This is a genomic window from Paenibacillus sp. MER TA 81-3, from assembly GCF_023713585.1.
GTDB lineage: Bacteria > Bacillota > Bacilli > Paenibacillales > Paenibacillaceae > Paenibacillus_B > Paenibacillus_B profundus.
Map to the genome: position 1 here is coordinate 171,635 of NZ_JAMAWB010000001.1, position 17,855 is coordinate 189,489.

The following is a 17,855-nucleotide window of genomic DNA, read 5'->3' on the forward strand; positions in this document are numbered from 1 at the left end:
GATGAGTGTTCACACATGCGCTTCATCTGCCCGAATTTTGGAGGAAGCCAAGCAGTTTGCAGCCGAGGAGATTCGGCCGCTCGCGGCAGAGATCGATGTCAAGGGCGAGCTTCCGCGCAGCTTGATCGATAATATGGCGCAACGGGGGTATTTGGCGGCCAGCTGGCCGGAGGAATACGGCGGCTTGGGGCTGGATCCGGTGGCATACGGATTATTTACGGAGCAGATTGGAAAAGCATGCAGCAACACGAGGGCACTGCTTACGGTGCAAACCTCGCTGCTGGGGGAGACCATGCTACGGTTCGGCACTGATGCACAGAAGCGGATCTGGTTGCCACAGATGGCACGGGCGGAGAAGCTGGGGGCGTTTGCCCTGTCTGAGCCGAATGTGGGCTCGGATGCGAAAAATGTGCAAACCACGTACCGGAAAGAGGGCGACCGGTACATATTGAACGGCAGCAAGAAGTGGATATCGTTTGCCGCAATCGCTGATTTTTTCGTCGTTATCGCCTCCGATACGAATGGACAGATAACGTCATTCATCGTCGAGCGGGAACGCGAGGGCGTGCACACGATCCCGATGACAGGCATGCTCGGCAACCGTGCGGTTCATATCGCCGAAATTCGCCTCGATGAAGTGGAGGTTCCAGCAGAGAACGTGCTCGGCAACGTGGGGGGTGGCTTCACTTATATTGTGTCCACAGCGCTGGATCACGGCCGTTACAGCATCGCATGGGCGGGAGTGGCGATTGCGGCCGAAGCGCTGGAGGCGATGGTCACGTATGCTCGGTCTAGATCCCAATTCGGCGAGAAGCTGCACCATTTCCAATTGGTCAAAGGAATGATTGGGGATGCGGTCACCAAGGTGCATGCCGCCCGTTCGCTTTGTCTCGCCGCGGGGGAAATGCGCAGAAGCGGAGCGGCCGATGCGATTCACGAAACGGCGATCGCCAAGTATTTCACATCGAAAGTTGCGGTGGAAGTGACCAACGATACCGTGCAAATCCACGGAGGCAACGGCTGCCGCAACGAATATCCAGCGGAGCGGCTGTTCCGTGAAGCGAAGGTGCTTGAAATCATTGAAGGCACTAGTCAAATTCAGCAGCAGGTCATTTCCCAATACGGACTGCGCAAGTATGCGGTGAAAAAGCAGGAGGCAATCCGAACAAGAAAGGATGCGTGACGATGTGAAGGAACCGCAAAAACTGGACAAAAGCAACGTTGAAGATATTTTGGCGTTGACCCCGATGCAGGCAGGAATGCTGCTCCAATATTTGAAAGATCCGGACACTACGCAATATGTGGAGTTGATCGAGCTAGAAATAAGCGGGGAAATCGACAAACCGTGGTTTGAACAAGCGTGGGCATACGTCGTACAGGCCAACGAGGTGCTGCGGGTATTGTTCCGGTGGGAAGAGGTGAACCGGCCCGTTCAAATTGTGCTGAAGCAGCATCGTCCCATCATTCGTTATGAGAATTACGCCAATTTGGATGAGGAGACCCGGACGCGCCTGATCGCAGCGCGAGTCGCAGCCGACAAACAGGAGAAATTCAAGCTGGATCAGGTGCCGTTCCGGCTGACGCTGTGCAAGCAGACAGAGCGGAAGCATACGCTGCTGATGAGCTTTCACCATATTTTATTTGATGGCTGGAGCACCGGTATCCTGTTGAAGGAGTGGCTGAGCGCCTATCGCATGTTAGCCAAGGGGCAGAAGCCGAATTTGCCGCCAAAGCCGCGATTCAAGCAGTTCGTCTCGTTGTTGCAGCAGCAGGACAAGAAAAAGCAGGAGAGCTATTGGAGCCGGTATTTGCAGGAAGTACAGAACAAGCCCATTCCGGTATCGAGAAGCGGAGGAAGCTTAGAAAAAGCGGTTATGGCCGTGCACACGGAAAAAAGGAACGAGACATTTACTGCGGAGCTGCGCCGGTTTGTCCGCTCAGAACAAGTGACGCAAGCGGCGCTTTTTTATACCGCTTGGGGCCTTTTGCTGCAGCATTATACCAATAGTGACGACGTATTGTTCGGTACCACTGTGTCGGGGCGCGACACGAGCATCCCTGGAATGGAGCTTATGGTCGGCTTGTTTATCAATACGCTGCCGCTCCGCATGAAGGCTGGGCCCGAGGACGGCCTGTCCGATCTCTTAGCAGAAGTGAACCGCTCCATTCAAGCAAGCGAAGAACATGCAGGCACTTCCTTGACGGATATTAAAGCACATGGGCGGTTGCGGACGGAAGGCAGTCCGTTCGATTCGCTCGTGGTGGTGGAGAACTATCCGTTGGATGAGGCCGTTACAAGCACCGACGGACCGCTTGCGATTGATTCCCATCATACCGAGGAAGAAACCGAATTTGATTTGACAGTCCGCATTACAGTGACCGATGAACTTGAAATGACCTTCGCTTATAACAAACAGGCGCATCACGTCGATATGGTGGAGAAGCTGGCTCTTCATTACCTATATATCATTGAACAAATCATCCAAGCCTCCACCCAAGTTACGGCTTACCGCGAAATGAGGCTGAAGGATATCGGCCTCCTTACCGGAGAAGAGAGGCAGCAAATTCGGCATTTCAATCTGACAACCGTGAATTATCCGAGCGAGAAGACCATACACGAGCTGTTCGAGGAACAGGTCCGGCAAATGCCCGAGCGCATGGCTGTCGCAGACGAACGTCGTTCGTACACGTACCGTGAGCTCAACGAGCGCGCCAACAGGATCGCCCGCTTGCTGCGGGCCAGAGGAATCGGGCGCGACCAAGCCGTCGGACTGCTCGCGCACCGCTCCGCAGAAACGGTCGCGGCCATTCTCGGCATTCTGAAAGCAGGAGGCGCGTACATGCCGCTTGACCCGGATTATCCGGTGGAACGGCTTGCCTATATGCTTGCGGACGGACGGGTGAGCCTGATTTTGGCTTCTTCCGGGCTGAGCGGACGTGCACCGGGAGACGCGGAAGTGCTGGTGATCAGCGAAGCTTGGGAAGACGCGACAGAGGAACGTGAGGAGCCGGAGAACTTGTCATCCGTAAACAATCCGGAAGATCTTGCGTATGTGATGTACACCTCGGGGTCGACCGGCAAGCCGAAAGGAGTCATGGTCAAGCACCGCAATGTCGTCAGGCTCGTCATGAACACCAACTACGTGCAGGTGAAGCCGGACGACCGGATGATTCAGACCGGCGCCATCGGTTTTGACGCCCTGACGTTTGAGGTGTTCGGAGCGATGCTGAACGGGGCGAGCTTGCATATTGCCGATAAACATACGCTGCTTGACAGCGGAAAATTGGAGGTGTTTTTACGAACTCATGACATTACGGTCATGTGGCTGACTTCACCGCTGTTCAATCAGTTGTCCCAGGGCAAACCGGGGATGTTTTCCGGTGTGCGTCATTTGGTCGTCGGCGGAGACGTGCTGTCGCCGAAGCATATCAAGGCGGTTAGAGACGCTTGTCCCGGCGTAACGGTATGGAACGGATACGGTCCGACGGAGAACACGACCTTCTCCGTCTGCTTCCGCATTGATCGAGATTACGCGGACTCGGTTCCGATTGGCCGTCCCGTCAGCAATTCGACGGCATACGTTGTCGGCCGGCATGGCGAGCCGCTGCCGGTGGGCATTCCCGGTGAACTGTGCGTGGGCGGGGACGGCGTGGCGCGCGGTTACTTGAACAAGCCGGAGCTGACGGCAGAGCGATTCGTGCCCGATCCCTTCGCATCCGATGGCGTCATGTACCGCACCGGGGATTTGGCGCGTTGGCTGCCGGACGGCACTATCGAATATTTGGGAAGGATCGACCGCCAAGTCAAAATACGCGGTCACCGCATAGAGCCGGGCGAGCTTGAAACGGTGCTGCTTCAGCATGAGCGCATCAAAGAAGCGGCGGTGACGGTGCGGACAAATCTCGGCAGCGAAGGCGAGCTGTGCGCTTACTTCGTGGCGGACGAAGCGCTGTCGGTGTCCGAGCTGCGGTCGTATCTTGGAGCCAAGCTGCCGTCGTATATGATTCCCGCACATCTAATCCCTCTTGACGGCATGCCGCTCACGCCTAACGGGAAAGTGGACAGAAATGCGCTGCCGGAGCCGGACGGGGCGAGCGCGCATCCCGGCACGGAATTAGTGCTGCCGATAACGAAGCTGGAGCAAATTATCGCAGACGCATGGAAAGAGGTGCTTGAACGGGAACGCGTCGGCATCCACGATACCTATTTCGAAGTGGGCGGCAATTCGATCAATCTGATCCAGCTTCAGAGTAGACTGCAGAAGCGGTTAGGCCGGGAAGTGCCGATAGTGGCCTTGTTTCAGTACCCGACGATATACATGCTGGCCGAACATTTGGCGGAAGAGGGGAAAGGGAACTCCGAACGGGATCAGTCGTCAACAGTCCCTCAGCCGCTGCGTGACGGCACATCTGCCGTACTCGGAGAGACTGCCGCGGAACAGGCGCACAGCCGTGACATTGCGGTTATCGGCATGGCCGGACGCTTTCCGGGAGCGGGGAGCATTGCCGAATTCTGGAGCAACTTGCAGCAGGGCAAAGAGTGCATCTCGTTCTTCACGGATGACGAATTGGCCGAGTACGGCTTCGACCGCGAATTGATGAAGCGGCCCGATTTCGTCAAAGCGAAGGGCGTATTGGAGGATATCGAACAATTTGATCCGGCCTTCTTCGGCTACAGCCCCGATCAGGCCTCCGTCATGGACCCGCAGGTTCGTCTGCTGCACGAATGCGTCTGGAACGCCTTGGAGGACGCGGGTTACGATCCTGGACAGTATGGCGGAGCGATTGGTCTTTTTGCTGGAATAACCAATAACTTCCATTGGCTCTCGCAGTTGTCCGGCCGACTGAACGGGGATTTATCCGACATGTTCGAGGTCGATACGCTTAACGATATGTACACGGTCAGCACGCGAATTTCACACAAACTGAATCTGAAAGGCCCGGCGGTGAGCCTGCAGACGGCATGCTCCACCTCGCTGGTGGCCACTCATTTTGCGTGTCAGTCTATTCTGAACGGCGATTGCGATATGGCTCTCGCGGGCGGCTCTTCGATTTTACTTCCGAAAAAGTCGGGCTATTTGTACCAAGAAGGGATGGTCAAATCCCCGGACGGCCATTGCCGGACGTTCGACGCCAAGGCGCGGGGAACGATAGGCGGCGACGGTGCAGGCTGCGTCGTGCTCAAATCGCTGAATAGAGCATTGGCGGACGGGGACCGCATTTATGCTGTCATCAAAGGCTCGGCGATTAACAATGACGGCAACCGTAAGGTCGGCTATACGGCGCCGAGCGTTCAGGGACAGGCGGAAGTGATCAGGAAAGCGCTGGATGCCGCGCAGATTCCGGCGGAGAGTGTCACTTACGTGGAGGCGCACGGATCTGGGACGACCCTCGGGGACCCGATTGAGGTAGAAGCGTTGACTAAGGCGTTCGGCACAAGCGAGAAGGGCTATTGCCGCATTGGATCCGTCAAAACGAATGTCGGACATCTGGACGCCGCGGCCGGTATCACGGGATTGATCAAGACCGTGTCTGCTCTTGCCCATAAGCAGATTCCGCCAAGCCTGCATTTTGAAACTCCGAATCCGAACATCGATTTCGCCAACAGCCCGTTTGTGGTCAATACCGGCCTGACCGATTGGACCAACGACCGGTATCCGCTGCGTGCCGGGGTCAGCGCCTTCGGGATTGGCGGCACGAATGCGCACGTCGTGCTGGAGCAGGCTCCGGAACGGGCGGCTCCGGGAGAGGGCCGGCCGGCCAAGCTGATTACTCTTTCCGCCCGGACGCCGTCCGCGCTGGATGCGATGACGCTCAACCTCGGCGAGTATTTGCGGGCACATCCGGAGGTTGGCCTTGCCGATGCGGCTTACACTTTACAGGCGGGACGCGCGGATTTCCGATACCGGCGCATGCTGGTCTGCGAGACGGTGCAAGAAGCGGCGGAGGCATTGACGCCGATTACCCAAGGCGTCGGCGGATCTCCCCAGTTTGACGAACGCAAGGTGCACTCGTATGCCGCGGACGATTCACGCCAATCCATCGTGTTCATGTTTTCCGGGCAGGGAGCGCAATATGTCAACATGGGGAGGGACTTGTACCGGAACGAACCGGTATTCCGCGAGGAAATGGACCGCTGCTTCGGCATGTACCGGGAAATAACCGGCGGCGATATGAAAGCCGTATTGTACCCGGCCGGCACGGAAGATCGGAGCACGGCGGAAGAGGCGAGCGCGGCGGTCAAAGATAATGAAGCAGACGAACAGTTGAACCGGACCGAGTATATTCAGCCCGTCATTTTCAGCTTTGAATACGCGCTTGCACGGCTGATGTTGAAATGGGGCGTGAAGCCGGACGCCATGATCGGTTACAGCTTTGGCGAATTCGTGGCCGCTTGTCTGGCAGGCGTATTCTCGCTGGAAGATGCGCTGCGGCTCATTGTACGACGCGGCAAGCTTATGCAGCGCTTGCCGGCCGGCGCCATGCTCAGCGTGCCGTTGTCCGAGCAAGAGCTGAAGCCGCTCTTGCCGGCAAGCTTGTCATTGGCCGTCGTCAACGGACCGTCCTGCATCGTATCTGGAACAAGCGAAGAAATCGATGCCTTCGAAGCGCAGATGAAGGCAAATAAATATTTGTGCATGCGGCTTCCGGTAGCAACGGCTGCGCACTCGGCAATGATGAGCGCCGTCGCCGGCGAGTTTGCCGAAGGCATGCGGCATGTCCGTCTTCATCCGCCGGCAATCCCGTGCATTTCCACAACGACGGGAACATGGCTGACGGAGGAAGAGGCATGCGATCCCGGCTATTGGGTCCGGCACATGATGGAAACCGTCCGCTTTGCCGACGGCGTCAACCAGCTCGTCCAAAATCCGGACACGTTGTTCGTGGAAATCGGTCCCGGTCAAGATTTGACGCTGCTGGTCCGGCGTTACATCGACAGCGGGAACGGGCAGCACGCGCTCAATCTGGTGCGCAACCCGCAGATTCGCGTATCCGACTGCTCTTTTCTGGTCAACCGGATCGGGAGGCTGTGGCTCTACGGACAACGCATCGATTGGAAATCGTTCCATTCCGAAGCGCGCACCATTGTTTCCCTTCCGCTGTATCCATTTGAACGGCAGCGCTATTGGAGCGAAGACAGCGGCGCCAACATGCCGCCGACGGGCAGGGGACATGAACAGCAGGCGGCTAAAACGTTAGGCAAAAAGGCCGACATGGCCGACTGGTTCTATTTGCCGACATGGAAGAAGGAGATTTTGCCCGCGCCGGCCGCTCATGTGCCCGAGCCGGGCGGCAGCGCAGCGGAGAAGCGGATTTGGCTCGTCTTTATGGACGACTGCGGGTTTGCCGCGGAATTGTCCTTGCTCCTTGCGCGGCAGGAGGGGCAAGTCATTGCGGTTGGCGCGGGCAGCCGATTCGTCAAGGAAGGGGACTCCCGCTATACCGTCAACCCGCAGCATGCCCAGGACTATGCCAGGCTGCTTGCGGAACTTCGCGCGCAAGGCATGGTTCCCGGCCGCATCGTGCATGCCTGGGGCGTATCGTCCGCTTCCCTGCAAGAACAGCAGTGCGCATCGTGGAGGCAGCGGGTGCAGGAACTTGGCTTTTACAGCTTGTTGTATCTGGCGCAAGCCTTGAAGAAGCAAATGACCGGCGGCGAAGTCCAGATGTGGGTGCTGACGAACCAAATGCAATCCGTTTCCGGTGAATCCGTTGTCTGTCCAGTCAAAGCGACCGTGCTCGGTCCGTGCCGGGTCATCTCCCAGGAGCTTCCGCACGTGCGTTGCCGCAGCATCGACATCGTGCCGCCGGAAGCGGGCGGTTGGCAACGGAACCGATTAATGCGGCACCTGCTTGCGGAATTTGAGGACGATGGATTTGCGCTGGCTGTGGCTTACCGCGACAATCAACGCTGGGTGCAGGCCTATGAGCCGACTAAGGTGGAGCGGACCACCGCTTTCGCGGCGGGGCTGCGCCAGGGAGGCATCTATTTGATAACGGGCGGAATGGGGTATATAGGGCTTGTGTTGGGCGAGTTTCTGGCCCGCAGCGTGCAGGCCAGGCTGGTGTTGACCAGCCGCTCTCCATTTCCGCCGCGCGCCCAATGGGACGAATGGTTGGCAACCCGTGAAGAAGACGATGGCATCAGCAAGAAAATCAGGAAAATACGCACACTCGAATCCCATGGAGCGGAAGTGCTGGTGCTGTCCGCCGACGTGGCCGACCTGACGCAAATGGAGGCCGTCATCGGGGAAGCCGAGCGCACGTTCGGCCCGCTGAACGGGGTCATATACGCGGCGGGTGTGACGGGAGAATTGGCTTTCCGCATGCTGGAGGAATCGGATGGAGCGCTGTGCGAACAGCATTTCCGGCCGAAGATGCACGGCTTGTTCGTACTCGAGCAAGTGCTGGACGGAAGGGACCTGGACTTTTGCCTGCTTACGTCATCGTTGTCGCCGATATTGGGAGGATTGGGATTTTTCGCGTATTCGGCTGCGAATCATTTCTTGGACGCGTTTGTGCATGACCACAATCGGCGCAATCGCGTGCCGTGGATAAGCGTTAACTGGGATGGGTGGCAGTTGGAAGAAGATCAGAAGATTCACGGACAAGCCGGGGCTTCGATTTCCGATTTGCTAATCGCTCCCGCTGAAGGGGTCGAGCTGCTGCAGCGCATTTTGGCCATGGGAGAAGTTAACCAAATCGTCGTTTCCACTGGCGATTTGCAAGAGCGGATTGACAAATGGGTGGACCGGAAAGCGGTGCAGGAACGGGATGAGTGCGAGCGTGCAGGAGATGCGGTCTACTATGCGCGCCCTGCGCTTACCGAGGAATACGCGGAGCCGTGCACGGAAACGGAACGCAGGCTGTGCGGGATGTGGGAGCAATTTTTCCGCATCGAGCGGATTGGCGTGCAGGATGACTTTTTCGAGCTGGGCGGCGACTCGCTCAAAGCGATTTCGGTCGTGTCCGCGATCCATAAAGATTTTCAGGTCGAAATCGGTTTGCCCGCCTTTTTCAATATGCCCAATATTCAGCAGCTGTCCGCTTATATCGATGCGGCGGAACAGAGCGCTTATTACGAAATTGAACAGGCGGAAGCGCGTGAATATTACGAGCTGTCCTCCGCGCAGAAGCGTCTCTATTTGATTCAGCAGATGGAGCAGGGACATACGGGATATAACGAAATCGTCGCAGGCGTATTGGAAGGACCACTGGACCGGGAACGCTTGGAAGCGGTGCTGCAGCAGTTGGTGGAGCGGCATGAAAGCTTGCGCACGTCGTTTGAGCTGGTCAATGGCAAACCGATGCAAAAAATCAACGACACCGTCACGTTTCAAATCGAATATGAGGACTTTGGCGCCGGCGCATTGCCGCTTGGCGGCGAAGCGGAGACGGAAGCGCGGATTCGTGCGGCGGTGGCGCAGTTCGTGCGGCCATTTGATTTGAGCCGAGCGCCGTTGATGCGCGCCGGACTCATCAAGCTCGAGGAAGAGCGTCACGTATTGATGGTGGATCTGCATCATATCGTATCCGATGGTTTGTCACAGGACATTTTCGTTAACGACTTCATGGCGCTGTACGCTGGACGGGAGCTGTCTGAACTCACGCTGCAGTACAAAGATTTTTCCGAATGGCAGAACCGGATGATGGGCACGGACGCGATGAAGCAGCTAGGAACGTTCTGGCTGAATCAGCTGAAAGAAGCTTCGCCGTTGTCCTTGCGCACGGACTATCCCCGTCCGGACATGAGAAGCTTCGCTGGCAGCCTCGTCCCATTCGAACTGGATGCGGAACGGACGCAGGCATTAAAAGAGCTCTGCCTGCGGGAAGACGTGACGCTGTTCATGGCTCTGCTCGCCGTCTTTAACTTGCTGATGGCCAAAGTATGCGCACAGGACGACATTGTGGTCGGCACGCCGATTGTAGGCCGCAAACAGCAGGCATTGCAGCTTATTATCGGCAAGTTCGTCAATATGCTTCCGCTGCGCAACCGGCTGCAGGAAGAGATGAGCTTCATCGAGCTGCTGCAAGCGGTGCGGACGACGACGCTGGATGCATTTGCGCATCAGGATTATCAGTTCGAAGAGATGGTGCAGCAGGCTGGGAAGAAGCGAGATTTGGCACGCAATCCGATTTTCGACGTCGTGTTCGCGCTGCAAAACATGCAAAATCCGGAGATGAGTATTCCCGGATTGACGTTGAAGCCGTTCCCCTTCGTCCATGATGCCTCCCACTTTGATTTGTCGCTAATCGCGGAAGAGGATGGAGAGCGGCTGTCGTTCAAGTTCGAATACAGCACCTGCCTATTTCAACGGGAAACGATTGAGCGTTTTGCCGCTTATATGCAGGATATCGTGTCTGACGTGCTGGCCAATCCGGACAAGCAGCTGAAGGATATCGCGATCGCGCACCATTTGGCAGAGCCTGAGCCCGTATTTCTTGCTGGAGCCCGGGGGGAATTTGGACTATGAGCGGATTCGACGGAAGAAAGGGAGGAATGACAGTGGGGTCGGAAAACAGATTGGATCGGCTGGCGGTGGCGGCTTCCCAAAAAGGCAAGGAGCGGGAATATTGGCTGGCCGCTTTGTCCGGCGAATATGAAAAAAGCGGCTTTCCCTATGATTATGCGCGCGGAACCGGGATGTCGGCGGAAGAAGCCGCATTTGTCCTTCCGCAAGACCTGGCAGCCCGATTGCTGCAAGTATGCGCAGAATCGGATTCGAAGCTTCATGTTGTGTTATCAGCTGCGCTCGTTGCCTTGCTGGGCAAAATGACGAATCGCAGCGATATCGTAGTGGGAACTCCAATCTACAAGCAGCGGGAGGAAGCAGAGTTCATCAATACCGTGCTTCCGCTGCGGGCCGGCGTGGATGGCTCGATCTCGTTCAGGCAATGCCTGCTTCAGATGCAGGACACGATTGTGGCGGCTGTGGAGCATCAGAGCTATCCGATGGAAATGGCGGCGGAGCAGCTGGCGCTTCCGACGGACGATCCGATCGCCCATCCGTTGTTCGAAACGGCATTGCTGCTTGAAAACATTCACGATGAACGGTATTTCAGGAATGTGAAGTGGACGACATTGTTCACGTTCCGCAGGACGAAGGACGGGATTGACGGTGTCGTCAAATATAACGCGCAGCTCTACCGCAGCGACACGATTGCAAGCCTCGTCTCCCGTTACACGCTTCTTCTGCGGGAGGCGCTGGCGAATCCGGATCAGCCGCTGCACAGCGTCCATGTTCTGCTTCCGGGGGAGAAAGAAAGGCTTCTCGGCACGATGGCTGGATGCTTGGCCGATTATCCGCAGCAGCAAGCCGTGCAGCAATTGTTCGAGGAACAGGCAGCGCGCACGCCGGATGCGTCGGCCGTCGTCAGTGCGGGCGTTCAGCTAACGTATCGTGAGCTGAACGAGAAGGCGAACCAGTTGGCACGTAAGCTGCAGTTACAAGGGGTAGGGACGGGCGCAATCGTAGGATTGCTGCTTGGCCCTTCTGCCGACATGATGCTCGGCATGATCGCTACTCTCAAGGCCGGCGGGGCGTTTCTGCCGATAGACCCGGACTACCCGGACGAACGCATTGCGTTCATGCTGGAGGACAGCTGCTCGCGCGTGGTGCTGACACAGCGGCCTTTTGCCGACAGAGCGGCTGACCGCGATGTGCTGTGCCTTGATGACGTCGAACTATTCACCGAAGAGACAGGGAATGTAACGCTAGCCAACCGTCCGGATGATCTGGCCTACGTCATCTATACGTCAGGCTCTACCGGGCGGCCGAAAGGCGTCATGATCGAACACCGCTCACTCATCAATCTGGCCTTTTGGCACAATCGCGCCTTCAACGTAACGGAATCCGATCGCAGCATCAAGTATGCTGGATTCGGCTTCGATGCATCGGTGTGGGAAGTGTTCCCTTATCTGCTTGCGGGAGCAGCCATCCATATCGTTCCTCCGGATATCCGGCTGGATGTGAATAAGCTAACAGCTTTTTTTGCAGAGCGAGGCATTACGATCGCCTTCTTGCCCACGATGATGTGCGAGCAGTTCATGGATTTGCCGAATCTGGAGCATATGCCATTGCGGATACTGCTGACGGGCGGAGACCGCTTGAAACGATACAAGCCGGGAAGCTATCGGTTGTTCAACAATTACGGGCCAACCGAGAATACGGTAGTGACCACGTTCGCCGAAATCGAGACGGCAGCGGGCGGCATCCCGATTGGCAGGCCGATCGACAACACCAAAGTGTATGTGCTGGACCAGCAGCTTCAGTTGCTGCCGCTGGGCGTGCCCGGCGAAATATGCGTAGCGGGTGTCGGGCTGGCCCGCGGTTATCTCGGCAGACCGGAGCTGACGGCGGATAGGTTCGTGCCCCATCCGTTTGTTCCCGGAGAGCGTCTGTACCGGACGGGCGATCTAGGCCGCTGGCTCCCGGACGGCACGCTGGAGTATTGGAGCCGTCAGGATGACCAGGTGAAGGTGCGCGGATACCGCATCGAGCCCGGGGAAATCGAAATGCTGCTGCGCCAGCACGAGGCCGTCCGCGAAGCGGTCGTCCACGTCCGTGAGGATGAGAACGGACAGAACATGCTGTGCGCTTACTATACGGGCCCGGCCGGATTATCTGCGGCCGCGCTGCGGGATCATCTGGCCGCACGGCTGCCGGCCTATATGATTCCGGCTTATTTTGTTCGCTTAGAGCAGTTGCCTGCAACGGCTAATGGAAAATTGGACACGAAAGCCTTGCCCAATCCGAAAGAGCACGTTCATACCGGAAAGGAATACGTTGCGCCGCGCGGCGATATCGAGAACACGCTGGTCCGAATCTGGGCCGAAGTATTGGGCATCGGCGAAGACAGAGTCGGGGTGCTGGATACGTTCTTTGATCTGGGAGGGAACTCCTTTCAGCTCGTGCAGGTTGTCAACAAGCTGAAGGAAACGTTCGACCGCGATATCCCTGTGCCCGTCATGTTTCAATATACGACGGTTACGGCGCTTGGAGATTATTTGCAACGGCTGGAGAGCGGCGAAGTCCAGATGTCCCAAGATATGGCTGACACCGAGGAAATGGATGCGGGATTCGACACGATGGAGCAGACGCTGCTCATTCTGGAGGGGGCGCACGATGACTAAGGGCCAACAAACGCAAGCAGCGACCGGTCTGGAAATCGCCGTCATCGGTATGGCGGGCCGATTTCCCGGAGCGCGAAATGTGGAGGAATATTGGGGTAATCTGAAAAACGGGGTGGAGTCGGTTCGCTTCTTTACCGATGGAGAGCTCGAGGCGGCGGGGGTCGATCCTGAAATGATTCGACACCCTCGATATGTAAAAGCGAAGGCGGTTGTGCCGGATGCAGAATGGTTTGACTCCGACTTTTTCGATTATTCGCCGCGCGAGGCGGAGGTCATCGACCCGCAGCTGCGAATGTTCCACGAGTGCGCCTGGGAGGCGCTGGAGCACGCCGGCTACGATACCGAGCAGACGAATGGCGCCGTCGGGCTGTTTGCTGGCGCATCCGCCAGCATTTACTGGCAATTGGTGGCCATGCTTTCGCGCAGCGAGAGCACGGCTGAGCAATTCGCCGCACTGGCTTTGTCGGACAAAGATTTTTTGAGCACGCGAATTGCCCACAAGCTGAATTTGAAAGGTCCGAGTGTCAACGTCGACTCCGCTTGCTCCACCTCGCTGCTGGCCATCCATCTGGCTTGCAGGGCGCTCTTGATGGGCGAATGCAGAATGGCTTTGGCTGGCGGAGTTACCGTAACGGTTCCCCATACGGAAGGCTACCTGTATGAAGAGGGGATGGTCAGTTCGCCAGACGGGCATTGCCGGGCTTTTGACGCCAGAGCGAAGGGGACTGTCGGCGGGGAAGGCGCGGGAGTCGTCGTGCTGAAGCCGTTGAAGCAGGCTGTGGCCGACGGCGATCATATTTACGCGGTCATTAAAGGCTCGGCGGCGAACAATGACGGCACGCGCAAGATTGGATATTCCGCTCCGAGCATCGAGGGTCAGGCTGAGGTCATCCGGGCGGCGCAGCGGATGAGCCGGGTCACGCCTGAGAGCATCAGCTATGTTGAGGCGCACGGTACGGGCACCACGCTGGGCGATCCAGTTGAGATCGAGGCGTTGAAGCTGGCTTTTCAGACCGAGAAGACAGGGTTTTGCCGTATCGGATCCGTCAAGACGAACATCGGTCATTTGAACAGCGCGGCTGGTATCGCGGCGTTCATCAAGACCGTGCTGTCTCTGGAGCACAAGCAGCTTCCGCCAAGCTTGCATTACGATACGCCCAATCCCAAAATCGATTTCGCCAACAGCCCGTTCGTCGTCAACACGGAGTTGACGGCGTGGACGAATGAGCATCATCCGCTGCGGGCCGGTGTCAGCTCGTTCGGTATCGGCGGAACCAATGTGCATGTCGTGCTGGAGGAAGCGCCGCCGCAAGCGGACGGAGACGAAGGAAGAGCATTGAAGTTGCTTCTGTTGTCCGCCAAGACGGAATCCGGGCTGGAGCAGGCTACGGTCCGCATGCGCGAGCATTTGCGGACGCATCCCGACATGCCGTTATCCGATGCGGCCTACACGCTGCACATCGGCCGCAGGGCGTTCCGGCATCGCCGCATGCTTGTCTGTTCCTCTGTGGAGGAAGCGCAGGAGCTGCTGGCAACCATGCCGCCGGAGCGGGTTCACAGCCGCATCTGCGACAACGATCAGGCTCGACTCGTGTTCATGTTTCCGGGGCAAGGCGCGCAGTATGTCAACATGGGGCTGGACCTATACAACAGGGAGCCGGACTTCCGCAAGGCGGCGGATCGGTGCTTTGACATCGTCCGGCCGCTGCTCGGAGCCGATTTGAAGGAAATTCTGTATCCCGCCGGGGGCGGCGCCGTCAGTGACTGCGGCGAACGGATCAAGCAGACGGACGTGACACAGCCCGTCATGTTCATCTTCTCGTATGCGCTGGCGCAGCTGCTGATGAAATGGGGGCTGAAACCGAGTGCCATGATCGGCCACAGCGCGGGCGAATACGTGGCTGCGTGCCTGGCGGGAGTGATGTCGCTGGAAGAAGCGCTGGAACTGGTCGTGCTGCGGGGGAGACTGATGCACAGCGTACCGCCGGGAGCGATGCTGAGCGTGCCGCTGTCGGAGCAAGAGCTGGAACCGTTCTTGGATGACGACTTGTCGCTGGCCGCGGTTAACGGTGCGGCGCTGTGCGTCGTGTCGGGGCCATATGACGCGATTGACAGACTGGAACGGCAGTTGGCGGAGAAGGGGCAGGCCAGCACGAAGCTGCACACGTCCCATGCCTTTCATTCGGCGATGATGGAACCGATTTTGCAGCCATTTCGCGAGAAGGTCAGCGGGATGACACTGCGCAAACCGGTCATCCCTTATATTTCGAATGTAAGCGGAAGCTGGATTACGGAGGGAGAAGCTGCCGCTGCTGACTACTGGGTCCGGCATTTGCGCGGCACCGTCCGCTTTGCCGACGGCCTCCGCGAACTGCTGCGGGACGACAAAGCCGTGTTTGTGGAGGTGGGGCCGGGCAACGCATTAAGCGCGTTCGTGCGCCGTCATCCCGACAAAACTGGACGCCACGCGGTCGTCAATCTCGTCCGGCATCCAAAGGAGCAAGCGCGCGACGACGATTATTTGCTGCAGCAGGTGGGACGCCTGTGGCTGGAAGGAGCGCGGCTTGATTGGAAAGCGTTCCATGCCTACGAGCGGCGCAAGCGGACGGCTTTGCCGACGTATCCGTTTGAACGCCGCCGTTACTGGGTCGATCCGCCATTCGAGACGGATGTTCTGAAGCAGGGACTTGTGCGCAAGCAGACGCACGCCCCGAAGCTGAACGACAGCGTCGGACTAGCCAAAAAGGAAACCGTGCAGGAGTGGATGTACACCCCGGTCTGGGAGCGATCGCTGTTACGCGAAGAGCTAGTTGTCGGCCGGACCGCAAGCCGCTGGCTCGTCTTCATCGCAAAGCACGGTATTGGGGCGCTGTTGGCTTCCCGGCTGAAGCAAGCCGGTCACTCCGTCATCACCATCTATCCATCCGATGCGTTCACGCAGCTGGACGGGGAGTCGTACCAGATAGCCCCTGGGGAACCTGAGCATTATGCTCGACTGCTGCGGGAGTTGACGGATGCGGGCACACGGCCTGACCGGATTGTACACGCTTGGCTGGCGGCGGAGGCAGGCAAAACAGGTGTATGGAGTTCTTCCTACAGCGAGAGGGTGCTTGATAGAGGCTTCTACAGTCTCATTGCGCTGGCACAGGCCATCGGAGCAAGCGGCATGGAAGAAGAACTGCACATTTCGGTTATTACGTCTAACATGCAAGAGGTGACTGGGGACGAGCGGCTGCAGCCGGAACAAGCGGCAGTGCTCGGCGCGTGCCTCGTCATTCCGCAAGAGTATGCCAACGTGCGCTGCCGCAGCATCGATATCGCATCTGTACATGAAGATGATGAACCGAAGCAGCGGGGGCAACATGCGCTCACTGAAAGATTGTATTCGGAAATAACCGCCTCTTCCGCTGACATGATGGTCGCGTACCGCGGCACGTACCGCTGGGTGCAAAAATACGTCCCGGTTCCGGCAGCCGCTGTCAGCGCAGCCGACAGCGGCCTGCGGGAGCAAGGCGTTTACCTTATAACAGGGGGACTAGGCGGTATTGGCTTGGCGCTGGCTGAACATTTGGCCAAGACGGTGCAGGCGAAGCTGATTCTGATCGGCCGCTCGGGGTTGCCCGGCGGAACGGACTGGCGGCACCGTGCTGCTGAACATCCGGCGGACGAAGCGTTGACGGCCAAGCTGATGAAGCTGGAGGAGCTCGAACGGCATGGAGCGGAGGTGCTGGTCTGCAACGCAGACGTATGCGATGTTCCGCGGATGGAGCAGATCGTAGCCCAAGCTGTCGCCCGTTTTGGAGCGATTCATGGCGTCATTCATGCGGCCGGAACGGCAGACGGAGCGTTAATCCAACGGCGCACACGGGAGATTGATGAACGCGCTCTGGCGGCCAAGGTGACCGGTACGCGGGTGCTGGGGCGGGTGTTGGAAGGAATGAGGCTTGATTTCGTCCTGCTGTGCTCCTCTCTGGTCAGCGTTCTCGGTGCAGTGGGGCAGGCAGGGTACTGCGCAGCCAATGCGTATCTCGACGCTTACGCTTACTACAAACGAGCGCAAGACGGCACACATGTCGTCTCAATCGATTGGGACGGCTGGCAGGTCGTAGGGATGGCCGCAGCGGCGGAGCAAGAGATCGCGACGGCGTCCGCGCAAGCGGGAGTACGCGCACAAGGTCCAGACAATCTGACACGGCTGCTGCCGGAAGAGGGAGTCGCGGTATTCCGACAAGCGCTTGGCTTCCGTTTGCCGCAGGTGACGGTATCGACGGTCGATTTGCCGCTGCGGATGCAAGCCGCCCGTGCATCATCGCTGCAAACGCTGATAGAGGGGGAGCAGAGCGGCGCTGGACCGAAAGCGATCCGCCCCGATGTCAGCACGGCGTATGTGCCGCCGGAAGACGAGCTGGAACAGACGATGGCCGAGCTGTGGCGGGACTATCTCGGCATCGATCAAGTAGGCGCACACGATAACTTCTTCGAGCTTGGGGCCACTTCGCTCGATATGATTCAAATGAACACGAAGCTGCAGCGCGCATTGCAGCATGAAGTGTCCGTCGTTGACATGTTCAGCCATCCGACGGTCCATGCGTTGGCTGAATCGCTTAGACGCGCAAGAGCGGGGGAACCGGTCGCTGAAGAGACGGCGGACCGCTCCGGACAGATACACGAGGGGAAACATAGGCTGAAGCAGCGGCTGCAGAAGCGTGATAGAACGTGA

General features: G+C 58.0%; 4 protein-coding genes. All 4 read left to right on the top strand.

Annotated features, from left to right (window positions below; all coding sequences use genetic code 11):
- Position 1: 1 nt before the first annotated feature.
- The 4 genes from M3650_RS00820 to M3650_RS00835 are packed head-to-tail and all read left to right on the top strand — an operon-like array spanning position 2 to position 17,855.
- Positions 2 to 1,183, top strand: coding sequence for an acyl-CoA dehydrogenase family protein (locus tag M3650_RS00820; protein WP_251571606.1), 1,182 nt, complete (start codon positions 2 to 4; stop codon positions 1,181 to 1,183).
- A complete protein-coding gene (locus M3650_RS00825; protein WP_251571608.1) occupies positions 1,176 to 10,475 on the top strand; it encodes a non-ribosomal peptide synthetase/type I polyketide synthase in 9,300 nt (3,099 codons plus the stop codon). The genes M3650_RS00820 and M3650_RS00825 overlap by 8 nt, the downstream gene beginning before the upstream one ends.
- Positions 10,476 to 10,501: 26 nt before the next feature.
- Positions 10,502 to 13,135: a non-ribosomal peptide synthetase gene (locus M3650_RS00830; RefSeq protein ID WP_251571987.1), complete on the top strand. Its 2,634-nt coding sequence runs from the start codon at positions 10,502 to 10,504 to the stop codon at positions 13,133 to 13,135.
- Positions 13,128 to 17,855: a type I polyketide synthase gene (locus tag M3650_RS00835; protein WP_251571610.1), complete on the top strand. Its 4,728-nt coding sequence runs from the start codon at positions 13,128 to 13,130 to the stop codon at positions 17,853 to 17,855. Before M3650_RS00830 ends, M3650_RS00835 begins: the two co-directional genes overlap by 8 nt.